Origin of the sequence: Winslowiella toletana, from assembly GCF_017875465.1 — a bacterium.
Classification (GTDB): Bacteria; Pseudomonadota; Gammaproteobacteria; order Enterobacterales; family Enterobacteriaceae; genus Erwinia; species Erwinia toletana.
In genome coordinates this window covers 3,337,717-3,355,159 of the sequence record NZ_JAGGMQ010000001.1, presented here as the reverse complement: position 1 = coordinate 3,355,159, position 17,443 = coordinate 3,337,717, and the positions used below count along the sequence as shown (strand labels likewise).

General features: G+C 53.1%; 19 protein-coding genes. 14 read left to right on the top strand and 5 right to left on the bottom strand.

Annotation, left to right across the window (positions count from 1 at the left end; all coding sequences use genetic code 11):
* Positions 1–62: 62 nt before the first annotated feature.
* From thpR to panD, 9 genes are all read left to right on the top strand, one after another.
* On the top strand, positions 63–599 hold the full coding sequence (thpR, locus tag J2125_RS15520; RefSeq protein WP_017800384.1) for an RNA 2',3'-cyclic phosphodiesterase: 537 nt from the start codon (positions 63–65) through the stop codon (positions 597–599).
* Between the two features lie 2 nt (positions 600–601).
* On the top strand, positions 602–1,306 hold the full coding sequence (gene sfsA / locus J2125_RS15515) for a DNA/RNA nuclease SfsA (RefSeq protein WP_017800385.1): 705 nt from the start codon (positions 602–604) through the stop codon (positions 1,304–1,306).
* A 181-nt stretch (positions 1,307–1,487) separates the two neighbouring features.
* On the top strand, positions 1,488–1,943 hold the full coding sequence (gene dksA, locus J2125_RS15510; protein WP_017800386.1) for an RNA polymerase-binding protein DksA: 456 nt from the start codon (positions 1,488–1,490) through the stop codon (positions 1,941–1,943).
* 73 nt (positions 1,944–2,016) lie between these two features.
* Positions 2,017–2,925 (top strand): tRNA glutamyl-Q(34) synthetase GluQRS, encoded by a 909-nt coding sequence (gene gluQRS / locus J2125_RS15505; RefSeq protein ID WP_017800387.1) that lies wholly within the window; start codon positions 2,017–2,019, stop codon positions 2,923–2,925.
* Positions 2,926–2,983: 58 nt separating this feature from the next.
* Positions 2,984–4,405, top strand: coding sequence for a polynucleotide adenylyltransferase PcnB (pcnB, locus tag J2125_RS15500; RefSeq protein WP_026111611.1), 1,422 nt, complete (start codon positions 2,984–2,986; stop codon positions 4,403–4,405).
* Positions 4,402–4,881 carry a 2-amino-4-hydroxy-6-hydroxymethyldihydropteridine diphosphokinase gene (gene folK, locus J2125_RS15495; protein ID WP_017800389.1) on the top strand — a complete coding sequence of 160 codons (480 nt, stop codon included), beginning with the start codon at positions 4,402–4,404 and terminating at the stop codon, positions 4,879–4,881. The genes pcnB and folK overlap by 4 nt, the downstream gene beginning before the upstream one ends.
* 750 nt (positions 4,882–5,631) lie before the next feature.
* Complete coding sequence (gene panB, locus J2125_RS15490) at positions 5,632–6,426, top strand: 3-methyl-2-oxobutanoate hydroxymethyltransferase (protein ID WP_017800391.1); 795 nt, start codon at positions 5,632–5,634, stop codon at positions 6,424–6,426.
* A 17-nt stretch (positions 6,427–6,443) separates the two neighbouring features.
* Positions 6,444–7,298 carry a pantoate--beta-alanine ligase gene (gene panC, locus J2125_RS15485; protein WP_017800392.1) on the top strand — a complete coding sequence of 285 codons (855 nt, stop codon included), beginning with the start codon at positions 6,444–6,446 and terminating at the stop codon, positions 7,296–7,298.
* A 187-nt stretch (positions 7,299–7,485) separates the two neighbouring features.
* Positions 7,486–7,866 carry an aspartate 1-decarboxylase gene (gene panD, locus J2125_RS15480; protein WP_017800393.1) on the top strand — a complete coding sequence of 127 codons (381 nt, stop codon included), beginning with the start codon at positions 7,486–7,488 and terminating at the stop codon, positions 7,864–7,866.
* 39 nt (positions 7,867–7,905) lie between these two features.
* On the opposite strand, the gene J2125_RS15475 is transcribed toward panD, so the two are convergent.
* Positions 7,906–8,676, bottom strand: coding sequence for an ABC transporter permease (locus J2125_RS15475; RefSeq protein WP_017800394.1), 771 nt, complete (start codon positions 8,674–8,676; stop codon positions 7,906–7,908).
* On the bottom strand, positions 8,673–9,596 hold the full coding sequence (locus tag J2125_RS15470; protein WP_017800395.1) for an ABC transporter ATP-binding protein: 924 nt from the start codon (positions 9,594–9,596) through the stop codon (positions 8,673–8,675). The genes J2125_RS15475 and J2125_RS15470 overlap by 4 nt, the downstream gene beginning before the upstream one ends.
* 112 nt (positions 9,597–9,708) lie before the next feature.
* Between J2125_RS15470 and can the strand changes: the two genes are divergently transcribed.
* Positions 9,709–10,371: a carbonate dehydratase gene (can, locus tag J2125_RS15465; protein ID WP_017800396.1), complete on the top strand. Its 663-nt coding sequence runs from the start codon at positions 9,709–9,711 to the stop codon at positions 10,369–10,371.
* A gap of 134 nt (positions 10,372–10,505) precedes the next feature.
* Here can and hpt read toward each other — a convergent pair whose 3' ends face one another.
* Positions 10,506–11,042 (bottom strand): hypoxanthine phosphoribosyltransferase, encoded by a 537-nt coding sequence (hpt, locus tag J2125_RS15460; protein WP_026111612.1) that lies wholly within the window; start codon positions 11,040–11,042, stop codon positions 10,506–10,508.
* Between the two features lie 119 nt (positions 11,043–11,161).
* The gene (locus J2125_RS15455; protein ID WP_017800398.1) at positions 11,162–11,851 is read right to left on the bottom strand and encodes an NYN domain-containing protein; all 690 of its coding nucleotides are present in this window, start codon (positions 11,849–11,851) and stop codon (positions 11,162–11,164) included.
* 329 nt (positions 11,852–12,180) lie between these two features.
* Here J2125_RS15455 and J2125_RS15450 point away from each other — a divergent pair, with 329 nt between their 5' ends.
* Complete coding sequence (locus J2125_RS15450) at positions 12,181–13,464, top strand: cystathionine gamma-synthase family protein (protein WP_017800399.1); 1,284 nt, start codon at positions 12,181–12,183, stop codon at positions 13,462–13,464.
* Between the two features lie 16 nt (positions 13,465–13,480).
* Here the strand turns inward: J2125_RS15450 and J2125_RS15445 are convergent, their stop codons facing one another.
* A complete protein-coding gene (locus J2125_RS15445) occupies positions 13,481–14,368 on the bottom strand; it encodes a LysR substrate-binding domain-containing protein (RefSeq protein ID WP_017800400.1) in 888 nt (295 codons plus the stop codon).
* Between the two features lie 222 nt (positions 14,369–14,590).
* Here J2125_RS15445 and J2125_RS15440 point away from each other — a divergent pair, with 222 nt between their 5' ends.
* From J2125_RS15440 to J2125_RS15430, 3 genes are read left to right on the top strand one after another with little or no spacing between them, the layout of a single operon-like run.
* Entirely contained in the window at positions 14,591–16,090 is a 1,500-nt protein-coding gene (locus J2125_RS15440; RefSeq protein ID WP_017800401.1) for a UbiD family decarboxylase, read from the top strand.
* A 12-nt stretch (positions 16,091–16,102) separates the two neighbouring features.
* The gene (locus J2125_RS15435; RefSeq protein WP_017800402.1) at positions 16,103–16,720 is read left to right on the top strand and encodes a UbiX family flavin prenyltransferase; all 618 of its coding nucleotides are present in this window, start codon (positions 16,103–16,105) and stop codon (positions 16,718–16,720) included.
* Complete coding sequence (locus tag J2125_RS15430; RefSeq protein WP_017800403.1) at positions 16,717–17,436, top strand: DUF554 domain-containing protein; 720 nt, start codon at positions 16,717–16,719, stop codon at positions 17,434–17,436. Before J2125_RS15435 ends, J2125_RS15430 begins: the two co-directional genes overlap by 4 nt.
* Positions 17,437–17,443: the final 7 nt, after the last annotated feature.

Genomic DNA, 17,443 nt, shown 5'->3' with positions numbered 1-17,443 from the left:
ATGACGGGTATTATATTGGCAGGCATTGTAGCATTCCTCTCAATTCATTACCGGAGACTGCTATGTCCACGCGCCGTTTATTCTTCGGCATCGGTTTACCGCAGACGATACAGCAGGAAATCATCGCCTGGCGCGCCGCGGCGTTTGACGCCGCAGCGGGTCGTCCGCTGGCCGCCGCTAATCTGCACCTGACGCTGGCCTTTCTCGGTGAAGTCAGCGACGAAAAAACCACCGCGATCAGCCGCCTGGCCGGACGGATTCGCCAGCCGCCGTTTACCCTGCATATTGACGATGCCGGCCACTGGCCACGTCCCGGCGTGGTATGGCTCGGCCTGCGTCAGGCACCACGCGGACTGGTGCAACTGGCGGAGATGCTGCGTTCCCAGGCAGCACGCAGCGGTTGTTATCAAAGTCCGCACCCGTTTCATCCGCATATCAGCCTGCTGCGCAATGCTACCCGGCCAGTGGCGATGCCGCCGCGCGATTTTCACTGGCAGTTCGATGTCACGCACTTTTCCCTGCTGCAATCGACGTTTGCGCAGGGTCGCAGTAGTTACAAGGTCATTGAAAGCTGGCCTCTTATCGCCAGACAGGAATAATTATGGAATATTTTCCGGCGCTGCAATCCGCGCGCCTGATTAGCCGCTACAAACGTTTTCTCGCGGATGTGGTGACGCCGCAGGGCGAAACCCTGACCATCCACTGCGCCAACACCGGCGCCATGACCGGTTGCGCCACACCAGGTGATACCGTGTGGTATTCCACCTCCGACAGTCTGACGCGGAAATACCCGCACAGCTGGGAGCTGACGGAGACGCAGCAGGGTCACTGGATCTGTGTGAATACCCTGCGCGCCAACACGCTGGTGCGTGAAGCCATCGCCGCTGAGGCTATCCCGCAGCTGACTGGCTACAAATCGTTACAGGCGGAAGTGAAATATGGCGCAGAACGCAGCCGCATCGATTTTCTGTTGCAAGCAGATCATCGCCGAAACTGCTATATTGAAGTGAAATCCGTGACGCTATTACAGCATGGCAAAGGGTATTTTCCGGATGCGGTTACCGGGCGTGGTCAGAAGCACCTGCGTGAACTGGCCAAAATCGCTGAAAATGGCGAGCGCGCGGTACTCTTTTTTGCCGTTCTGCACTCGGGGATTGAGGACGTATCTCCGGCGCGTCATATTGATGCGCAGTACGCAGAACTACTGGCACGGGCACAACAGAGCGGAGTAGAGATACTCTGTTATAAGGCGCAGTTATCTTCAACCGGTTTGACACTGAAAAAGTCGTTGCAAGTAGAGTTGTAATATTTAGCGCAATTTGCTCTGATAGGATAGATACTGGCGGTGCGCTAAATACGCTTTTACTCACAGGCTTGTCAAGTCATGTTCAAGAATAATTGCCAACCTTAATCGCTTCTGTTATTTATAGCGGCCTGTTTTTTCCCCCTTTGGGGATCGATAGTGCGTGTTATCCAGGAGAAACAACATGCAAGAAGGGCAAAACCGTAAAACATCGTCCCTGAGTATTCTCGCCATCGCTGGGGTGGAGCCATACCAAGAGAAGCCAGGCGAAGAGTATATGAACGAAGCCCAGCTGGAGCACTTCAAGAAGATTCTTGAAGCTTGGCGCAATCAACTCAGGGATGAAGTAGACCGTACGGTTACACACATGCAGGACGAAGCCGCTAACTTCCCGGATCCGGTCGATCGTGCCGCCCAGGAAGAAGAGTTCAGCCTCGAACTGCGTAATCGCGACCGTGAGCGTAAGCTGATCAAGAAGATCGAGAAGACGCTGAAAAAGGTTGAAGACGACGATTTCGGCTACTGTGATTCCTGTGGCGTTGAAATCGGTATCCGTCGCCTTGAAGCGCGTCCTACTGCCGATCTCTGCATTGATTGCAAAACGCTGGCGGAAATTCGCGAGAAGCAAATGGCCGGTTAACGGCGCGCGGATGTTGCAGTGAAGCAGGGACAAATTGGTGCTCCCGCTTCACTGCTCTCCGTATCTGCATATCATGTCACTATCCTATATCGGGCGCTTTGCCCCCTCTCCATCCGGTGAATTACACTTTGGATCGCTGATTGCTGCACTTGGCAGCTATCTGCAGGCGCGTGCGCAGCAGGGTCAGTGGTTAGTGCGTATCGAAGATATCGATCCGCCGCGTGAAGTGCCCGGCGCTGCAGAGCAAATTTTACGTCAGCTGGAACATTACGGCCTGCACTGGGACGGCGATGTGCTGTGGCAGTCGCAGCGTCATGACGCCTATCGCGAGGCGCTGGCGTGGTTACGTCAGCATCAGCAGAGCTATTTTTGTCGCTGTAGTCGTAGTCGTATTCAGCAAATCGGCGGACACTATGATGGTCACTGCCGCACGTTACAACATGGCGCGGAAAATGCAGCATTGCGTTTACGCCAGCATGCGCCGGTCACCCACTTTTATGATGGCCTGCGCGGTGAAATCGTCGCCGATGCGGCGCTGGCTGCCGAAGATTTTATTATTCATCGCCGTGACGGGCTGTTCGCCTATAACCTGGCAGTGGTGGTTGATGACCATTTCCAGGGCGTGACGGAGATCGTCCGTGGTGCCGATCTGATTGAGCCGACGGTGCGACAGATTGCGCTGTATCAGCAGTTTGGCTGGCCGGTACCGGCATATTTGCATTTGCCGCTGGTACTGAACCATGATGGCGATAAATTATCGAAGCAAAATCATGCGCCCGCCCTGCCGCAAGGCGATCCCCGCCCTCTGTTGGTGCGTGCTTTACAGTTTCTCGGTCAGAATGTGCCGGCAGGCTGGCAGGATGATTCACTGGAAGCGCTGTTAAAACAGGCGATCCAGCAGTGGAATTTAGCAAAAATCCCACGCAATGACGCAGCGGAAGGCGATGCCGTGACATCGGCATTCTCAAATGGTTCTCACTAAGCTATGATTAGCCGCTGTTTTTACCACCCAAGTTTCTTAGTCACTATCGAGGTGTCCCATTTTTACCCGAGTTGCTAATTTTTGCCGAAAAGTCCTGAATCGCGAAGATGAGGCGCCCACGGTGGTCGAGGAAATCCGTCATATGACGATTATCCCTCGAGATCGCCATACAATCTCGCGGAAAGACATTAGCGAAAATGCCCTCAAAGTGCTCTATCGCCTGAATAAAGCCGGATACGAAGCCTACCTGGTCGGCGGCGGCGTGCGCGATTTGCTGTTGGGTAAAAAGCCGAAAGATTTCGATGTGACCACCAATGCCACACCGGAGCAGATGCGTAAGCTGTTCCGCAACTGCCGTCTGGTCGGTCGTCGCTTCCGCCTCGCGCATGTGATGTTTGGTCCGGAAGTGATCGAAGTCGCCACTTTCCGTGGACATCATCTGGCCGAAGTCGAGCAGGAAGATCGTAACAGCTCGCAGCGCGGCCAGAACGGCATGCTGCTGCGCGACAATATTTTTGGTTCGATTGAAGATGACGCCCAGCGCCGCGATCTGACCATCAACAGTCTTTACTACAGCGTCGCTGATTTCACCGTGCGAGATTACGTCGGTGGCCTGAGCGATCTGCAACAGGGCATTATCCGCATGATTGGCGATCCGGAAACGCGTTATCGCGAAGATCCGGTGCGTATGCTGCGCGTCGTGCGCTTCGCCGCCAAACTCGATATGAGCATTGCGCCAGAGACCGGTGAGCCGATCCCACGCCTTGCCACGCTGTTGCAGGATATTCCGCCCGCACGTCTGTTTGAAGAGACGCTGAAGCTGCTGCAGGCCGGTTACGGTTACAGCACCTATCTGCAGCTGCGGGAATATCAGCTGTTCCAGCCGCTGTTCCCGATTATCACCCGCTACTTTACCGAGCAGAGTGACAGTCCGATGGAGCGGATGGTGGTTCAGGTGCTGAAAAACACTGATAACCGCATCCACAACCAGATGCGCGTTAACCCGGCGTTCCTGTTTGCCGCCATGTTCTGGTATCCACAGCTGGAAGCGGCGCAGAAAATCGCGCAGGAGAGCGGCCTGGCCTATTACGACGCCTTTGCGCTGGCGATGAACGATGTGCTGGACGAAGCCTGCCGTGCGCTGGCGATACCGAAACGCATTACCACGCTGGTGCGCGATATCTGGCAATTGCAGCTACGCCTGTCACGTCGCCATGGTAAACGCGCGTGGAAGCTGATGGAGCATCCAAAATTCCGCGCCGCTTATGATCTGCTGGCGCTGCGTGCTGAAGTGGAAAACAATCAGGAATTGCAGCGTCTCACCACCTGGTGGAGCGAGTTCCAGGTTGCGGCGCCGCCGCAGCAGAAAACTATGCTCAACACGCTGGGTGACGATCCGGTACCTCGTCGTCGCACCCGTCGTCCGCGTAAACGCACGCCAGGCGCAGCGCCACGGCGTGACGGCAACAGCAACGCATGACACGGGTCTGGATCGCATTAGGCAGCAATCTGGCCGATCCACTGCATCAGGTGCAAAATGCACTTGATGCACTGGCGGCGATCCCCGACAGTCAGTTAATTGCCACCTCTGCGCTCTACCGCACGCCGCCGTATGGCCCGGCGGATCAACCTGACTATCTTAATGCGGTAATTGCCCTGGAGACCGGGCTGACGCCGGAAGCGCTACTCGATCACACCCAACGTATTGAGCTGGAACAGGGACGGGAACGTAAAGCCGAGCGCTGGGGACCGCGCACGCTGGATCTGGATATTCTGCTGTTTGGTGATCTGACGCTGAATAGTGAGCGTTTAATCGTGCCGCATTACGATATGAAAAATCGCGCTTTTATGTTGCTGCCGCTGCTGGAGATTGCGCCAGATCTTCGCTTCCCGGATGGAGAGTCTGTCGCAGAGTGCCTGGCAAAGCTTGATAGCAGTGAAATTCAGCTCTGGTGATATAAATTTGTTCGACGCCGGTTCTAACCGCAACAAAAAAGCCGTCCCGCAAGACGGCTCAAAAAACCTCGAAGGTTTTACGCTCCCGATTAAAGGAACTTATTGATCAGTTCCAGCACTGCTGTCACTAAGTTAATCATCGCTATTAATAGCTCTTTCATAACCCGCACCTCCATCTCTGTGGCACGTAGGCTACTAAGCAGTTTCCATACCTCTAATCCGCCCATCCGGTTATGCTATTCACTTAACCAAAAGAAGAATTTCACCACGCTGCCGCCAAGGCTTCCGGGGGCGAACCCGGAAGAGGGCTATACATTAGCCACCGATACACTGATGGTTCAGTACTGTTCACTACCAAATTCAGTGTTGAAGAGCTTAATCTGGCAACTTACAAAGCGGTTCAGCGGGCATTACCTCTTTCGGACCGCGACATTATAAACCGTAAATTCTGCTTATTAAATATGCGATTGATGGGGTTTGACTTCTGTCGTATAATTATTTAGCCAAAAGAAGAATTTCATCATGCTGTATGCCTGCAGCCCTCGCGAAGCAGTTGGCTATAGCGCATAACCCCGCCTTGTGCGGGGTTTCTGCTTTCTGACTTGTGTAACTATTTTTACTTTATGTTATTTTTCCCGCGCGATACCCCCCCTTTTTTTTCCCCTGTACTCTCATCTCTGATAAACGTTCCTCTACCTGAAGCGATCTATTACACTTCGCCCATCAGAAATTTTGTCCTGAGGGGCCGTAATGAAACCGACCACTATTTCTCATCTGCGCCAGTGGAAACAGACAGGGCGTAAATTCGCCTCGATTACTGCCTACGAATACAGCTTCGCTAAACTGTTTGCCGAAGAGGGCATCCAGGTATTGCTGGTAGGTGATTCACTGGGGATGACCGTGCAGGGCCATGATTCAACGCTGCCGGTCACCGTGGAAGATATTGTCTATCACACCCATGCCGTGCGCCGTGGCGCGCCAGCGGCCCTGCTGCTCGCCGATCTGCCATTTATGAGTTACGCCACGCCGCAGCAAACCTTCGATAACGCAGCGCAGCTGATGCGCGCGGGCGCGAATATGGTCAAACTGGAGGGCGGTAAGTGGCTGGCGGAGACGGTACAGCAGCTGACCGAGCGCGCAGTGCCGGTCTGTGGTCATCTCGGCTTAACGCCGCAGTCGGTCAATGTATTTGGCGGTTACAAAATCCAGGGGCGTGAAGCTGCGGCGGCCGATCGCCTGCTGGAAGATGCGCTGGCGTTAGAAGCCGCCGGTACGCAGCTGCTGGTTCTGGAGTGTGTGCCAGTGCCACTGGCGCAACGCGTCACCGCAGCGCTGACTATCCCGGTGATTGGCATCGGCGCCGGTAATGTGACCGATGGTCAGATTCTGGTGATGCATGACGCCTTTGGCATTACCGGTGGACATATCCCGAAATTCGCGAAAAACTTCCTTGCTGACAGCGGCGATATCCGTGCAGCGGTGCGCCAGTATATTACTGAAGTTGAAGCCGGAAGTTATCCCGCTGAAGAACACAGTTTCCAATAATCCAGGAGAGAGAGTCTGTGCTGATAATTGAAACCTTGCCGATGCTGCGCCGTGAGATCCGTCGCTGGCGTCAGGATGGTAAGCGCATCGCGCTGGTGCCGACCATGGGCAATCTGCACGATGGTCATATGACGCTGGTTGATGAAGCGCGTGAGCGTGCTGATATCGTGGTGGCCACTATTTTCGTCAACCCGATGCAGTTTGAACGCGCGGACGATCTGGCGCGCTATCCTCGCACGCTGCAGGAAGATTGCGAGAAGCTTAATCGTCGCGGTGTCGATCTGGTGTTTTCGCCTTCACCGGACGATATCTATCCGCAGGGACTGGATACCCAGACCTTTGTGGAGGTGCCGGGGTTGTCGTCACTGCTGGAAGGCGCCAGCCGTCCGGGCCATTTCCGTGGCGTATCGACGGTGGTCAGCAAGCTGTTTAACCTTGTCCAGCCTGACCTCGCCTGCTTTGGCGAAAAGGATTATCAGCAGCTGGCGTTGATCCGCAAGATGGTGGCCGATATGGGCTACGATATCGAGATTATCGGCGTGCCAACGGTACGCGCCAAAGACGGACTGGCGTTAAGCTCACGCAACGGCTATCTGACTGCCGATCAGCGTAAACAGGCTCCGGCCCTGAGCAAAGTGATGAACAGCATGGCGCAGAAGTTGTCTGACGGTGAACGCCATGTGGAGCAGATTATCGCTGATGCCGAAGCGGAACTGACGGAGAAAGGCTTCCGCCCTGATGGACTGGCGATCTGCGATGCAGGCACTCTGCTGCCGCTGAATACCGAGAGTCAAAGCGCGGTTATTTTAATGGCGGCCTGGCTGGGCAATGCACGGCTGATTGATAACCAGCAGGTTGATCTGACGCAGTAGACAAGGCACGGCTATCGACAGATACTGTCGTTCGTTTTTTTCTGATTTTACCCTAAATAATTCGAGTTGCAGGAAGGCGGCAAGACTGAGAATCCCTGGGAGCATAGATAACTATGTGACCAGGGTGAGCAGGCGCAGCCAACGCATCTGCAACTTGAAGTATGACGGGTAACGAGGTAATAAAGTTATGGTACGCACCATGTTGCAAGGCAAGCTGCACCGGGTAAAAGTCACCCAGGCCGATCTGCACTATGAAGGTTCCTGCGCTATCGATCAGGATTTCCTCGATGCCTCCGGCATCCTGCAGTATGAAGCGATTGATATTTACAACGTCAATAATGGTCAGCGTTTTTCGACCTACGCGATTGCTGCTGAGCGTGGCTCAAAAATTATCTCAGTAAATGGCGCCGCTGCGCGCTGCGCCTGCGAAGGTGATCTGCTAATTATCTGCTCTTATGTACAGATGTCAGATGAGCAAGCCCGCGAGTGGCAGCCGAAAGTGGCCTATTTTGAGGGTGACAATCAGCTGAAACGTGTGGCGAAAGCGGTGCCGGTTCAGGTGGCCTGAATATCCTACGGGCGGCGTTTTCGCCGCCCAATAAGTTTATTACGTCCGCAATCCACGGCCACGCTGAATCAGCCACCATACCAGCGCATAAAACACCACGATAAAGGCGATTAGCACCGCAAGGGTAAATACCAGCGGTACATCGCTGATGCCCAGGAAACCGTAGCGGAAGCCGCTAATCATATACACGATAGGATTTAGCTTCGATACCGCCTGCCAGAACGGTGGCAACAGCGTCAGCGAATAGAATACGCCGCCCAGGTAGGTTAGTGGCGTCAGCACAAAAGTCGGGATCAGGCTGATATCGTCAAAAGTGCGGGCAAACACCGCATTTAACAGCCCCGCCAGCGAAAACAGAATCGCCGTCAGTAATAGCGTGATCGCCACCATAGCCCAGGAGTGCACATGGAAAGGCACAAAGAACAGCGAAATAGCGGTTACCAGGATCCCCACGCAAATACCACGCGCCACCCCACCGCCAACATATCCGGCGATGATAATATGGGTAGGCACCGGCGCGACCAACAGCTCTTCGATATTGCGCTGGAACTTGGAGCTAAAAAACGACGAGGAGACATTAGCGTAAGCGTTGGTGATCACCGCCATCATAATCAGGCCCGGGACGATAAACTGCATGTAAGTGAAACCATGCATATCACCAATCCGCGAGCCGATCAGATTACCGAAAATGATAAAATAGAGCGTCATGGTGATCACCGGCGGCAGCAGGGTTTGTACCCAGATACGCGCAAAACGGTTAATCTCTTTTTCCCAGATACTCTTTAACGCTACCCAGTACAAATGTGTCATGCCTTCTCCCCTTTCTTCTGCGTCAGTCCAACAAACAGCTCTTCCAGCCGGTTTGCTTTATTCCGCATACTCAGCACCTGAACCCCCTGCGCGCTAAGCTGACTGAACACGCTGTTAAGTCCCTGTTCACGCATCACTTCCACTTCCAGCGTCGAGGCATCCACCAGCCGGTACTGGAAACCTTCAAGCCGTGGCAAAGCGCTTTTTGCCGCCAGATCGAGGATAAAGGTCTCAGATTTCAGTTTGGAGAGCAGTCCTTTCATCGAGGTGTTTTCTACCAGCTCACCGCTCTGAATAATGCCGATATTGCGGCACAGCATCTCAGCTTCTTCCAGATAATGGGTGGTAAGAATAATGGTAGTACCCTGCGCATTAAGCTCTTTCAGAAATACCCACATTGAACGACGCAACTCAATATCCACGCCCGCCGTCGGTTCATCAAGGATCAATAGCTTCGGCTCATGCATCAGCGCACGGGCGATCATCAGACGGCGTTTCATACCGCCAGAAAGCATGCGCGCACGTTCGTTACGCTTCTCCCACAGATCAAGCTGCTTGAGGTATTTTTCCGCACGTGCAATGGCATCGCGCTTCTCAACACCGTAATAACCCGCCTGATTGACCACAATCTGCATCACGGTCTCAAACGGGTTAAAATTAAACTCCTGCGGCACCAGCCCCAGCTGGCGCTTGGCGTTGACCACATCGTGCTGCAGGTCATAACCGAATACCCGCACCTTGCCGGCCGTCTTATTTACCAGCGAGCTGATAATGCCGATGGTGGTCGATTTTCCCGCGCCGTTCGGCCCGAGCAGTGCATAGAAATCACCGGCCTCAACATTAAGATCGATTCCCTTCAGCGCCTGAACACCGCCGGGATAGGTCTTGGCCAGTTTTTCAAGTTCCAGTGCATAAGTCATAGGTAAAAGCCTACCCTGTTTTGTTTGGTTTTTTTGTTTGCCGTATTAAATATTGTGGCGTTGGCCTATAGTACTGCAACGCACTTTGACTTGTTACAGGTCGTTAATTTTAATGAAAGACATAGACACCCTTATCAGCAACAATCGCGAATGGTCTAAATTGCTGGTCGAAGAGGACCCAGGTTTCTTTGAGCGTCTTGCTGATGCGCAAAAACCCCGTTTTCTGTGGATTGGTTGCTCTGACAGCCGCGTACCTGCGGAACGTTTAACCGGCCTTGAACCTGGTGAGCTGTTTGTTCACCGCAACGTAGCCAACCTGGTGGTTCATACCGACTTAAACTGCCTTTCCGTGGTGCAATACGCGGTAGAAGTGCTGGAAGTCGAACACATCATTATCTGCGGTCACTATGGCTGTGGCGGTGTACAGGCTGCAGTTGAAAATCCGGAACTGGGATTAATTGACAACTGGCTGCTGCATATCCGCGACCTGTGGTACAAACATAGCTCAATACTGGGTGAACTGCCGCCAGAAAAGCGTTTTGATAAATTGTGTGAAATCAACGTGATTGAGCAAGTCTACAACCTCGGTCACTCCACGATAATGCAATCAGCATGGAAGCGCGGCCAGAAAGTGACGATTCATGGCTGGGTATATGGGATTCACGACGGTTGCCTGCGCGACCTTCAGGTCACCGCCACCAACCGTGAAATCCTTGAGCAACGTTACCGCCACGGTATTGCCAACCTGCTGAATACGCCGGATAGCCATCGCTGATAGTCGGGAGCCGATAACGGCGCCCCTACGTATTATGTAGGGGCGCCGTTATCGCCGCCCGTCTGAATAGCGCCGCAAGAATACAACAGGCTGCTCACTCCGGCCTTGGTCGATTGTGCTGTAAGGCGTGGGGATTACTCTTCGAAGATCACGACTTTGCCAACATACGGCAGATGACGATAGCGCTGGGCATAATCGATGCCATAACCGACCACAAATTCGTCGGGAATAGTGAAGCCGACATATTCCACATCCACCGCCACTTCACGGCGCTCAGGCTTATCCAGCAGCGTACAGATCGCCAGTGACTTCGGACCACGCAGGCGCAGAATCTCGCGCACTTTGCTCAGCGTATTACCGGAATCGATAATATCTTCAACAATCAGCACGTCTTTACCACGAATATCTTCGTCGAGGTCTTTCAGGATCTTGACGTCACGGGTGGTGGACATGCCGCTGCCGTAGCTGGAGGCGGTCATAAAATCGACTTCATGCGAGACATCAATGGTGCGGCACAGATCGGCCATAAACATAAACGACCCACGTAACAGACCGACCAGCACCATATCGCTGCCGCTGTCACGGTAGTGTTCAGAGATTTGCTTGCCCAGTTCAGCAATGCGGGTTTTGATCTCAGCTTCGGAGATCATCACTTCTACGGTGTGTTTCATAACATTCAGATTGGTTGCATGGGGAAAGCACCGCAGTCTACCACATTTCACCGTTGAAGCATGCTGTTGCGCAACCTGAATCATTATGTGGCAGATACGCCCCCCGGGTCTGCCGAAAATTACCAGTAATGCGGTTTTATGGCGGACTTCTTTCTGGTGGCTACCCGGTCAGGAAACTGATGTGAGGCCAGCTCGATATCAGAGATATTTCGCCTTATCCAGTGACTGTGGTTAGCCAGAGAACCAGGAACACCACGCCGGATCCCTTCCCGATGCGGCAGTATAATCCCAACCGTAATATCAGGAAAATCTTCACGTATCGCTTTTAGTGCAGGGGTCATATCGGTATCAGCTGAGACTAAAACCAGTTGCCGGATGCGCTTCTCGTCATCCAACCTCACCTGCCGTGCAAGAAGTCGATACATACTAATGGCGATATGGACGTCAGTTTCTTTTTCTTCCAGATCCCAGATATGAACTTTATCCAGCCTTGATGCCGGAACGTCTTTGCTGATGTAACGGGGTGCGGTGCCGTGTTCTATCCTGTGACGGCCATAATAAACGCAGACATTATGCGCAATAAGAGCGCGGATATAAGTGTCCTGCGCATGCCTTGACTCTATACCTCTGGTGGCAAGATGAGGCAAAACTGAGGAAGTAAAATAATTGATATTGACGGTTTGCGAGGCAGGATTCTGGACACAACAAATATGAGTTAACAACGCAGGCAGATTGAGCCATTTATAAGGAGTGCCAGCCAGCAATCCATAAAACAGGTTATAGCCATCAATAAAAAAAGAGGTGCGCACGTTCTCCAGTCCTTTGGATACGAAAAAACCGGCAGCTTGCCGGTTTTTTCACCCTAACAGCCAGTGAATTTAATCGCTGCGTACAGGGTTGAGTTGTGTAATTAATGTACTCATGTCCGAAAACAGCGTCAACTGTTTTTACACAATAAAACCAGGGAATGGAAAAAACCCACCCAGATGGATAGACTGCCATAAATAACAAATATAATATTTAATAGCGCAAATGGTTTTAACCATAGAACGTTAATTCATTTATCGTCATGATCAGCTGCATGCTAGCTTATGCTAAAAATAACGAGTTAATTCATGCCGCAATGGCAGGAGATCGTATGACGTCGCCACACTCAAAGAAAACCCATCTTGGTAATCGCGAATTGTCGCCAGAAACGCAAATGCTTAACTATGGCTACGATCCGGCGCTTTCTGAAGGCGCGGTTAAACCGCCGGTATTCCTTACTTCGACCTTTGTCTTTAACACTGCTGAAGAGGGGCGCGACTTCTTCGACTATGTCTCCGGCCGCCGTGAACCACCGGCAGGCAGTTCATCGGGCCTGGTTTACTCGCGTTTTAACCATCCTAATAGCGAAATCGTTGAGGATCGACTGGCGATTTATGAGCGCAGCGAAAGTGGCGCGCTATTCTCCTCCGGCATGTCGGCAATTGCCACCACGCTGCTGGCGCTGGTCAAACCGGGGGATGCCATCCTGCACTCGCAACCGTTGTATGGCGGCACCGAAACCCTGCTAACGAAAACCTTTCGCAATCTGGGCGTGGCGACTCAGGGCTTTGATGATGGCGTCAATCAGACATCGGTACAGGCTGCCGCCGATGCTGCGCTGCAACAGGGACGCGTTTCAGTCATCCTGATTGAGTCACCAGCAAACCCGACCAATAGCCTGGTCGATGTGGCGATGATCAGTCGTATCGCTGACTATATTGCTCAACAACAGGGTCATCGTCCGGTTATTGCCTGCGATAACACCCTGCTGGGCCCGGTGTTTCAGCGGCCGCTGGAGCATGGCGCCGATCTCTCCATCTACTCGCTGACCAAATATGTTGGCGGCCACTCGGACCTGATTGCCGGTGCGGTGCTTGGCAGTAAGGCGCTGATCAGCCAGATTAAATCGCTGCGTGGCTCGATTGGCACCCAGCTGGATCCGCACTCCTGCTGGATGATTGGCCGCTCACTGGAGACGCTGTCGCTGCGGATGGAGCGCGCAAACAGTAATGCACAGGCTGTGGCGGAGTTTCTGCGCGATCATGCTAAAGTCGAAAATATCCACTATCTGTCATTTCTTGATGCGCAATCTGCCGCCGGACAAACCTTCAGCCAGCAGTGTTCGGGAGCCGGTTCGACCTTTTCTTTCGATTTACGCGGCGGCCAGGCCTCTTCTTTCCGTTTTCTCAATGCGCTCCAGCTGTTTAAGCTGGCGGTCAGCCTTGGCGGCACCGAATCACTTGCCAGCCACCCGGCCAGCACCACGCATTCGGGCGTGCCGGTTGAGGTGCGCGACCGCATTGGCATTCGACCGTCTACCATTCGTTTATCGATCGGCATCGAGAATAAAGATGATTTAATTGAGGATTTGCGTCTGGCGCTGGAACAGGCCTGATAGCTGTCATTTATTATTAGCAGAGTAGCTCACGCGCATAGTCAATAAAGTCGCGCACGGCGTGATTATGCAAATGGCTCTGCCAGCTGAGCGCCAGCGTGGTGGTGGCCAGTGGATCGTCGAGATGACAATACCCGACTTCCGGCAGCATCACCGAAAGCTGGGTTTCCGGCGCCAGCGTCACCCCCATGCCAATCGCCACCAGGCCAATGGCGACAGACACATCACGGGTAAACTGAATTTTTTGCGGCGTAAACCCGGCGCGCAGACAGGAAGAGAGCGCCGACCAGCCCAGCCCGACGCCGGGAGGATCTTTTTGAATCAGAAAAGGTTCATTCGCCAGGTCGGCTAAAGCAATGCGTTGCTTATTCAGCAACGGATGGTGATGCGGCAACACGGCAATCAGCGGACGCGTCGCCACTTCCAGATAATCAAGCTGCTCAAGCCGCGGCACCGGGGTACGAATTAAAGCAATATCCAGCTGATCATTTAACAACAGGGTTAATTGCTGGTTAACATCGTGTTCTTCAATATCAATATCGACGTGCGGATTTTCCTTACGATAACCGCTAATTAACATCGCTAATACCGGATCGATGATCGACGATCCGACATATCCCATTCGTAGCTGGCCTTTATATCCTGCCCGCAGGCTGCGCGCGGTTTCACGGATCTTATCGTAATGGCTTACCGCCAGCCGCGCATCAACCAGCAACTGCGCGCCCTCATGGGTTAACGCCACATTACGCCGATTGCGCAAAAACAGCATCAGCCCCAGTTCCTGCTCCAGCGCTTTAATATGCTGGCTAAGTGCTGGCTGGGCAATATTCAGGCGCAAAGCGGCTTTACCAAAATGTAACTCTTCCGCCAGCACCACAAAGGAGTGCAGTTGTCGGTGATCCATACGGTCAGGGTTCCGTCGTAAGCGCAGATATGTGGCCATGATTATGTGCCCAAAACTTATAAAAATCCCTTATTAAAACACCGGTTTTTATTATTGGACAACAATTACCGACATCCCGAAACTGCAAGCACAGCAACGGTGAAGCCGCTGATATCAGCCCTGTTGTTGCAAGATAGCGTCTGCTGACGCTTTGCCGATAAGATGATTTTGAGGTTCATTTGTATGTCTGAAGCCAAAAAAGTTGATGCTCTGCCAAAAGTGACGGACCTGCGTTCCGCACTGGCGGTGCTAAGCCAGTACGAGGATGAATTGATTTACACCGATGAACCGGTGGATCCGATCGCCGAACTCTCCGGCGTCTATCGTTATGTTGGCGCCAATGGCACCGTGCAACGACCAACTCGTGTTGGCCCGGCAATGATTTTCAATAAAATCAAAGGCTATGATGATATGCGCGTGCTGATCGGGTTACTGTCATCCCGTAAGCGTGTGGCACGACTGTTCGGCACTACGCCGGAAAAGCTGGCTTTTATGCTAAAAGATTCGGTCAGTACGCCAATTGCGCCGATCGTTATCCCACGTGAGAAAGCCGCTTGTCAGGAAGTCGTGCATCTGGCGACCGATCCTGATTTCGATATTCTGAAACTGCTGCCAGCACCGACCAATACACCTGAAGATGCCGGCCCGTACTTCACCCTCGGTATGGCCTATGCTGCTGATCCGGAAACCGGTGAGCACGATGTCACCATCCACCGCCTGTGTGTGCAGGGCAAAGATGAGATTTCCATGTATTTTGTGCCGGGCCGTCATCTGGATGTTTTTCGCCAGAAAGCGGAAGCCGCCGGTAAAGCACTGCCAATCTCTATCAGTATCGGTGTCGATCCGGCCATTGAAATTGGCGCCTGCTTTGAGCCACCGACAACCCCGCTCGGTTTTGATGAACTCTCTATTGCCGGTAGCCTGCGTGGCCAGGCTGTCGAACTGGTTGACTGCATCAGCGTCAAAGCGCGCGGCATTGCTAACGCCGAAGTGGTGATTGAAGGCGAACTGGTGCCAAATTACCGCGTACGCGAAGACCAGAACACCAACACCGGTAAAGCGATGCCAGAATTCCCTGGCTATACCGGTGACGCACAGGCGGAAGTGCCGGTAATTAAAGTCAAAGCGATTACTCATCGCCGTCATCCAATTCTGCAAACCTGTATCGGCCCGAGCGACGAACATACCAATATGGCCGGTATTCCTACCGAAGCCAGTATTCTGCAAATGGTAGAACGCGCCCTGCCTGGTTTTGTGCAGAATGTACATTGCCCGTCTCCGGGCACCGGCAAATACCTGGCGGTATTGCAGGTGAAAAAACGCACTGCGCAGGATGAAGGTCGCCAGAAACAGGCTGCATTGCTGGCTTTCTCAGCCTTCTCCGAACTGAAGCATGTGATGCTGGTGGATGAAGACGTCGATATTTTCGACCTTAGTGACGTGATGTGGGCAATGACCACCCGTTACCAGGGCGATGTCAGCACCACCTTTATTCCGGGCGTGCGTTGCCATCCGCTTGATCCCTCTTCCGATCCGGCCTTTAGCTCGTCAATTCGCGGCCACGGTATTGCCTGTAAAGCTATTTTCGACTGTACCGTACCTTATAGCCTGAAAAAGAATTTCCAGCGCAGTCAGTTCCTTGAAGTGGATGTAAATCGCTTTATTCCAGGCTTTAACCAGTAATCAGGAGAGGGTATGTCAGGGTCAGTTAGTGCGCTAAAAAAACCACGTCTGGTGGTCGGCATCAGCGGTGCTTCAGGTTTCTCCTATGGCGTTCAGGCACTGCGTTTCTTACGTCAGGCTGGAGTGGAGAGCCATCTGGTGATCTCCCCGGCGGCACATCTGAATCGGCAGCACGAAACCAGTCTCAGCGAGGAAGATGTGCTGGCGCTGGCGGACGTGGTGCATCCGATCCGGGCAGTAGGAGCCGCGATTTCCAGTGGGTCATTTCAGACCATGGGGATGCTGGTGGCGCCCTGCTCAATGCACTCCCTGGCTGCCATCGCCAATGGCGTTACCGATAATCTGCTGACACGGGCAGCAGATGTCGTGCTAAAAGAACGCAGGCGGCTGGTGTTAATGGTGCGGGAAACGCCATTACATGCCGGTCATCTGCGTAATATGCAATATGCGACTGAATGTGGTGCGATTATTTTCCCTCCGGTGCCGGCTCTGTATGCCCGGCCACAAACTGTTGAGGAGATTATCTCCCACAGTGTGGCGCGCGCGCTGAGCTTATTTGGTATTGATTGTGCGGAATTACCACGTTGGGGAGAGACAGTAAACTTATTAAGTGGGAGTGAAGAGTCGTGATTATTGGACCCTATATTAATGGGGCCGCCGTACTGACTGGCGGCATTGTTGGGGCACTACTGAGTAATAAACTCCCTGAACGCGTACGCACCTCGATGCCGCAGATTTTTGGCGCCGCTTCAATGTGTATGGGCATCATTCTGGTCACCAAAATTGCCCATATGCCGGTGATGGTGCTGGCGGTGATCCTCGGTTCACTGTTAGGGGAGTTAGTTTATCTGGAAAAAGGCATTGGCAAGCTTGGAGCGAAAGCGCGCGGGTTAGTGGAATTAGTTGTCCGCTCCGAGCCAGGCAGTGAGGAGTCGCAGCAGCAATTTTTACAGAGCTATGTGGCGATTATTGTGCTGTTTTGCGCCAGTGGCACCGGGATTTTTGGTTCGATGCATGAGGGGATGACCGGTGATTTCAGTATCCTGATTGCCAAATCGTTCCTCGATGTGTTTACCGCCGCTATTTTTGCTACCACGCTCGGCTTCGCGGTGGCGATTGTCGCAGTGCCACAGCTGATTATTCAGTTACTGCTGGCCTATGGCGCGGTATTTATTCTGCCACTGACCACGCCAGCGATGCAGGCGGATTTTTCCGCCGTCGGCGGCGTACTGATGTTTGCCACCGGTTTTCGTATCTGTGGCATTAAGATATTCCCGGTAGCCAATATGTTACCAGCGCTGGTACTGGCAATGCCTATATCGGCGTTATGGAGCGCCGTATTTTAATTATTTA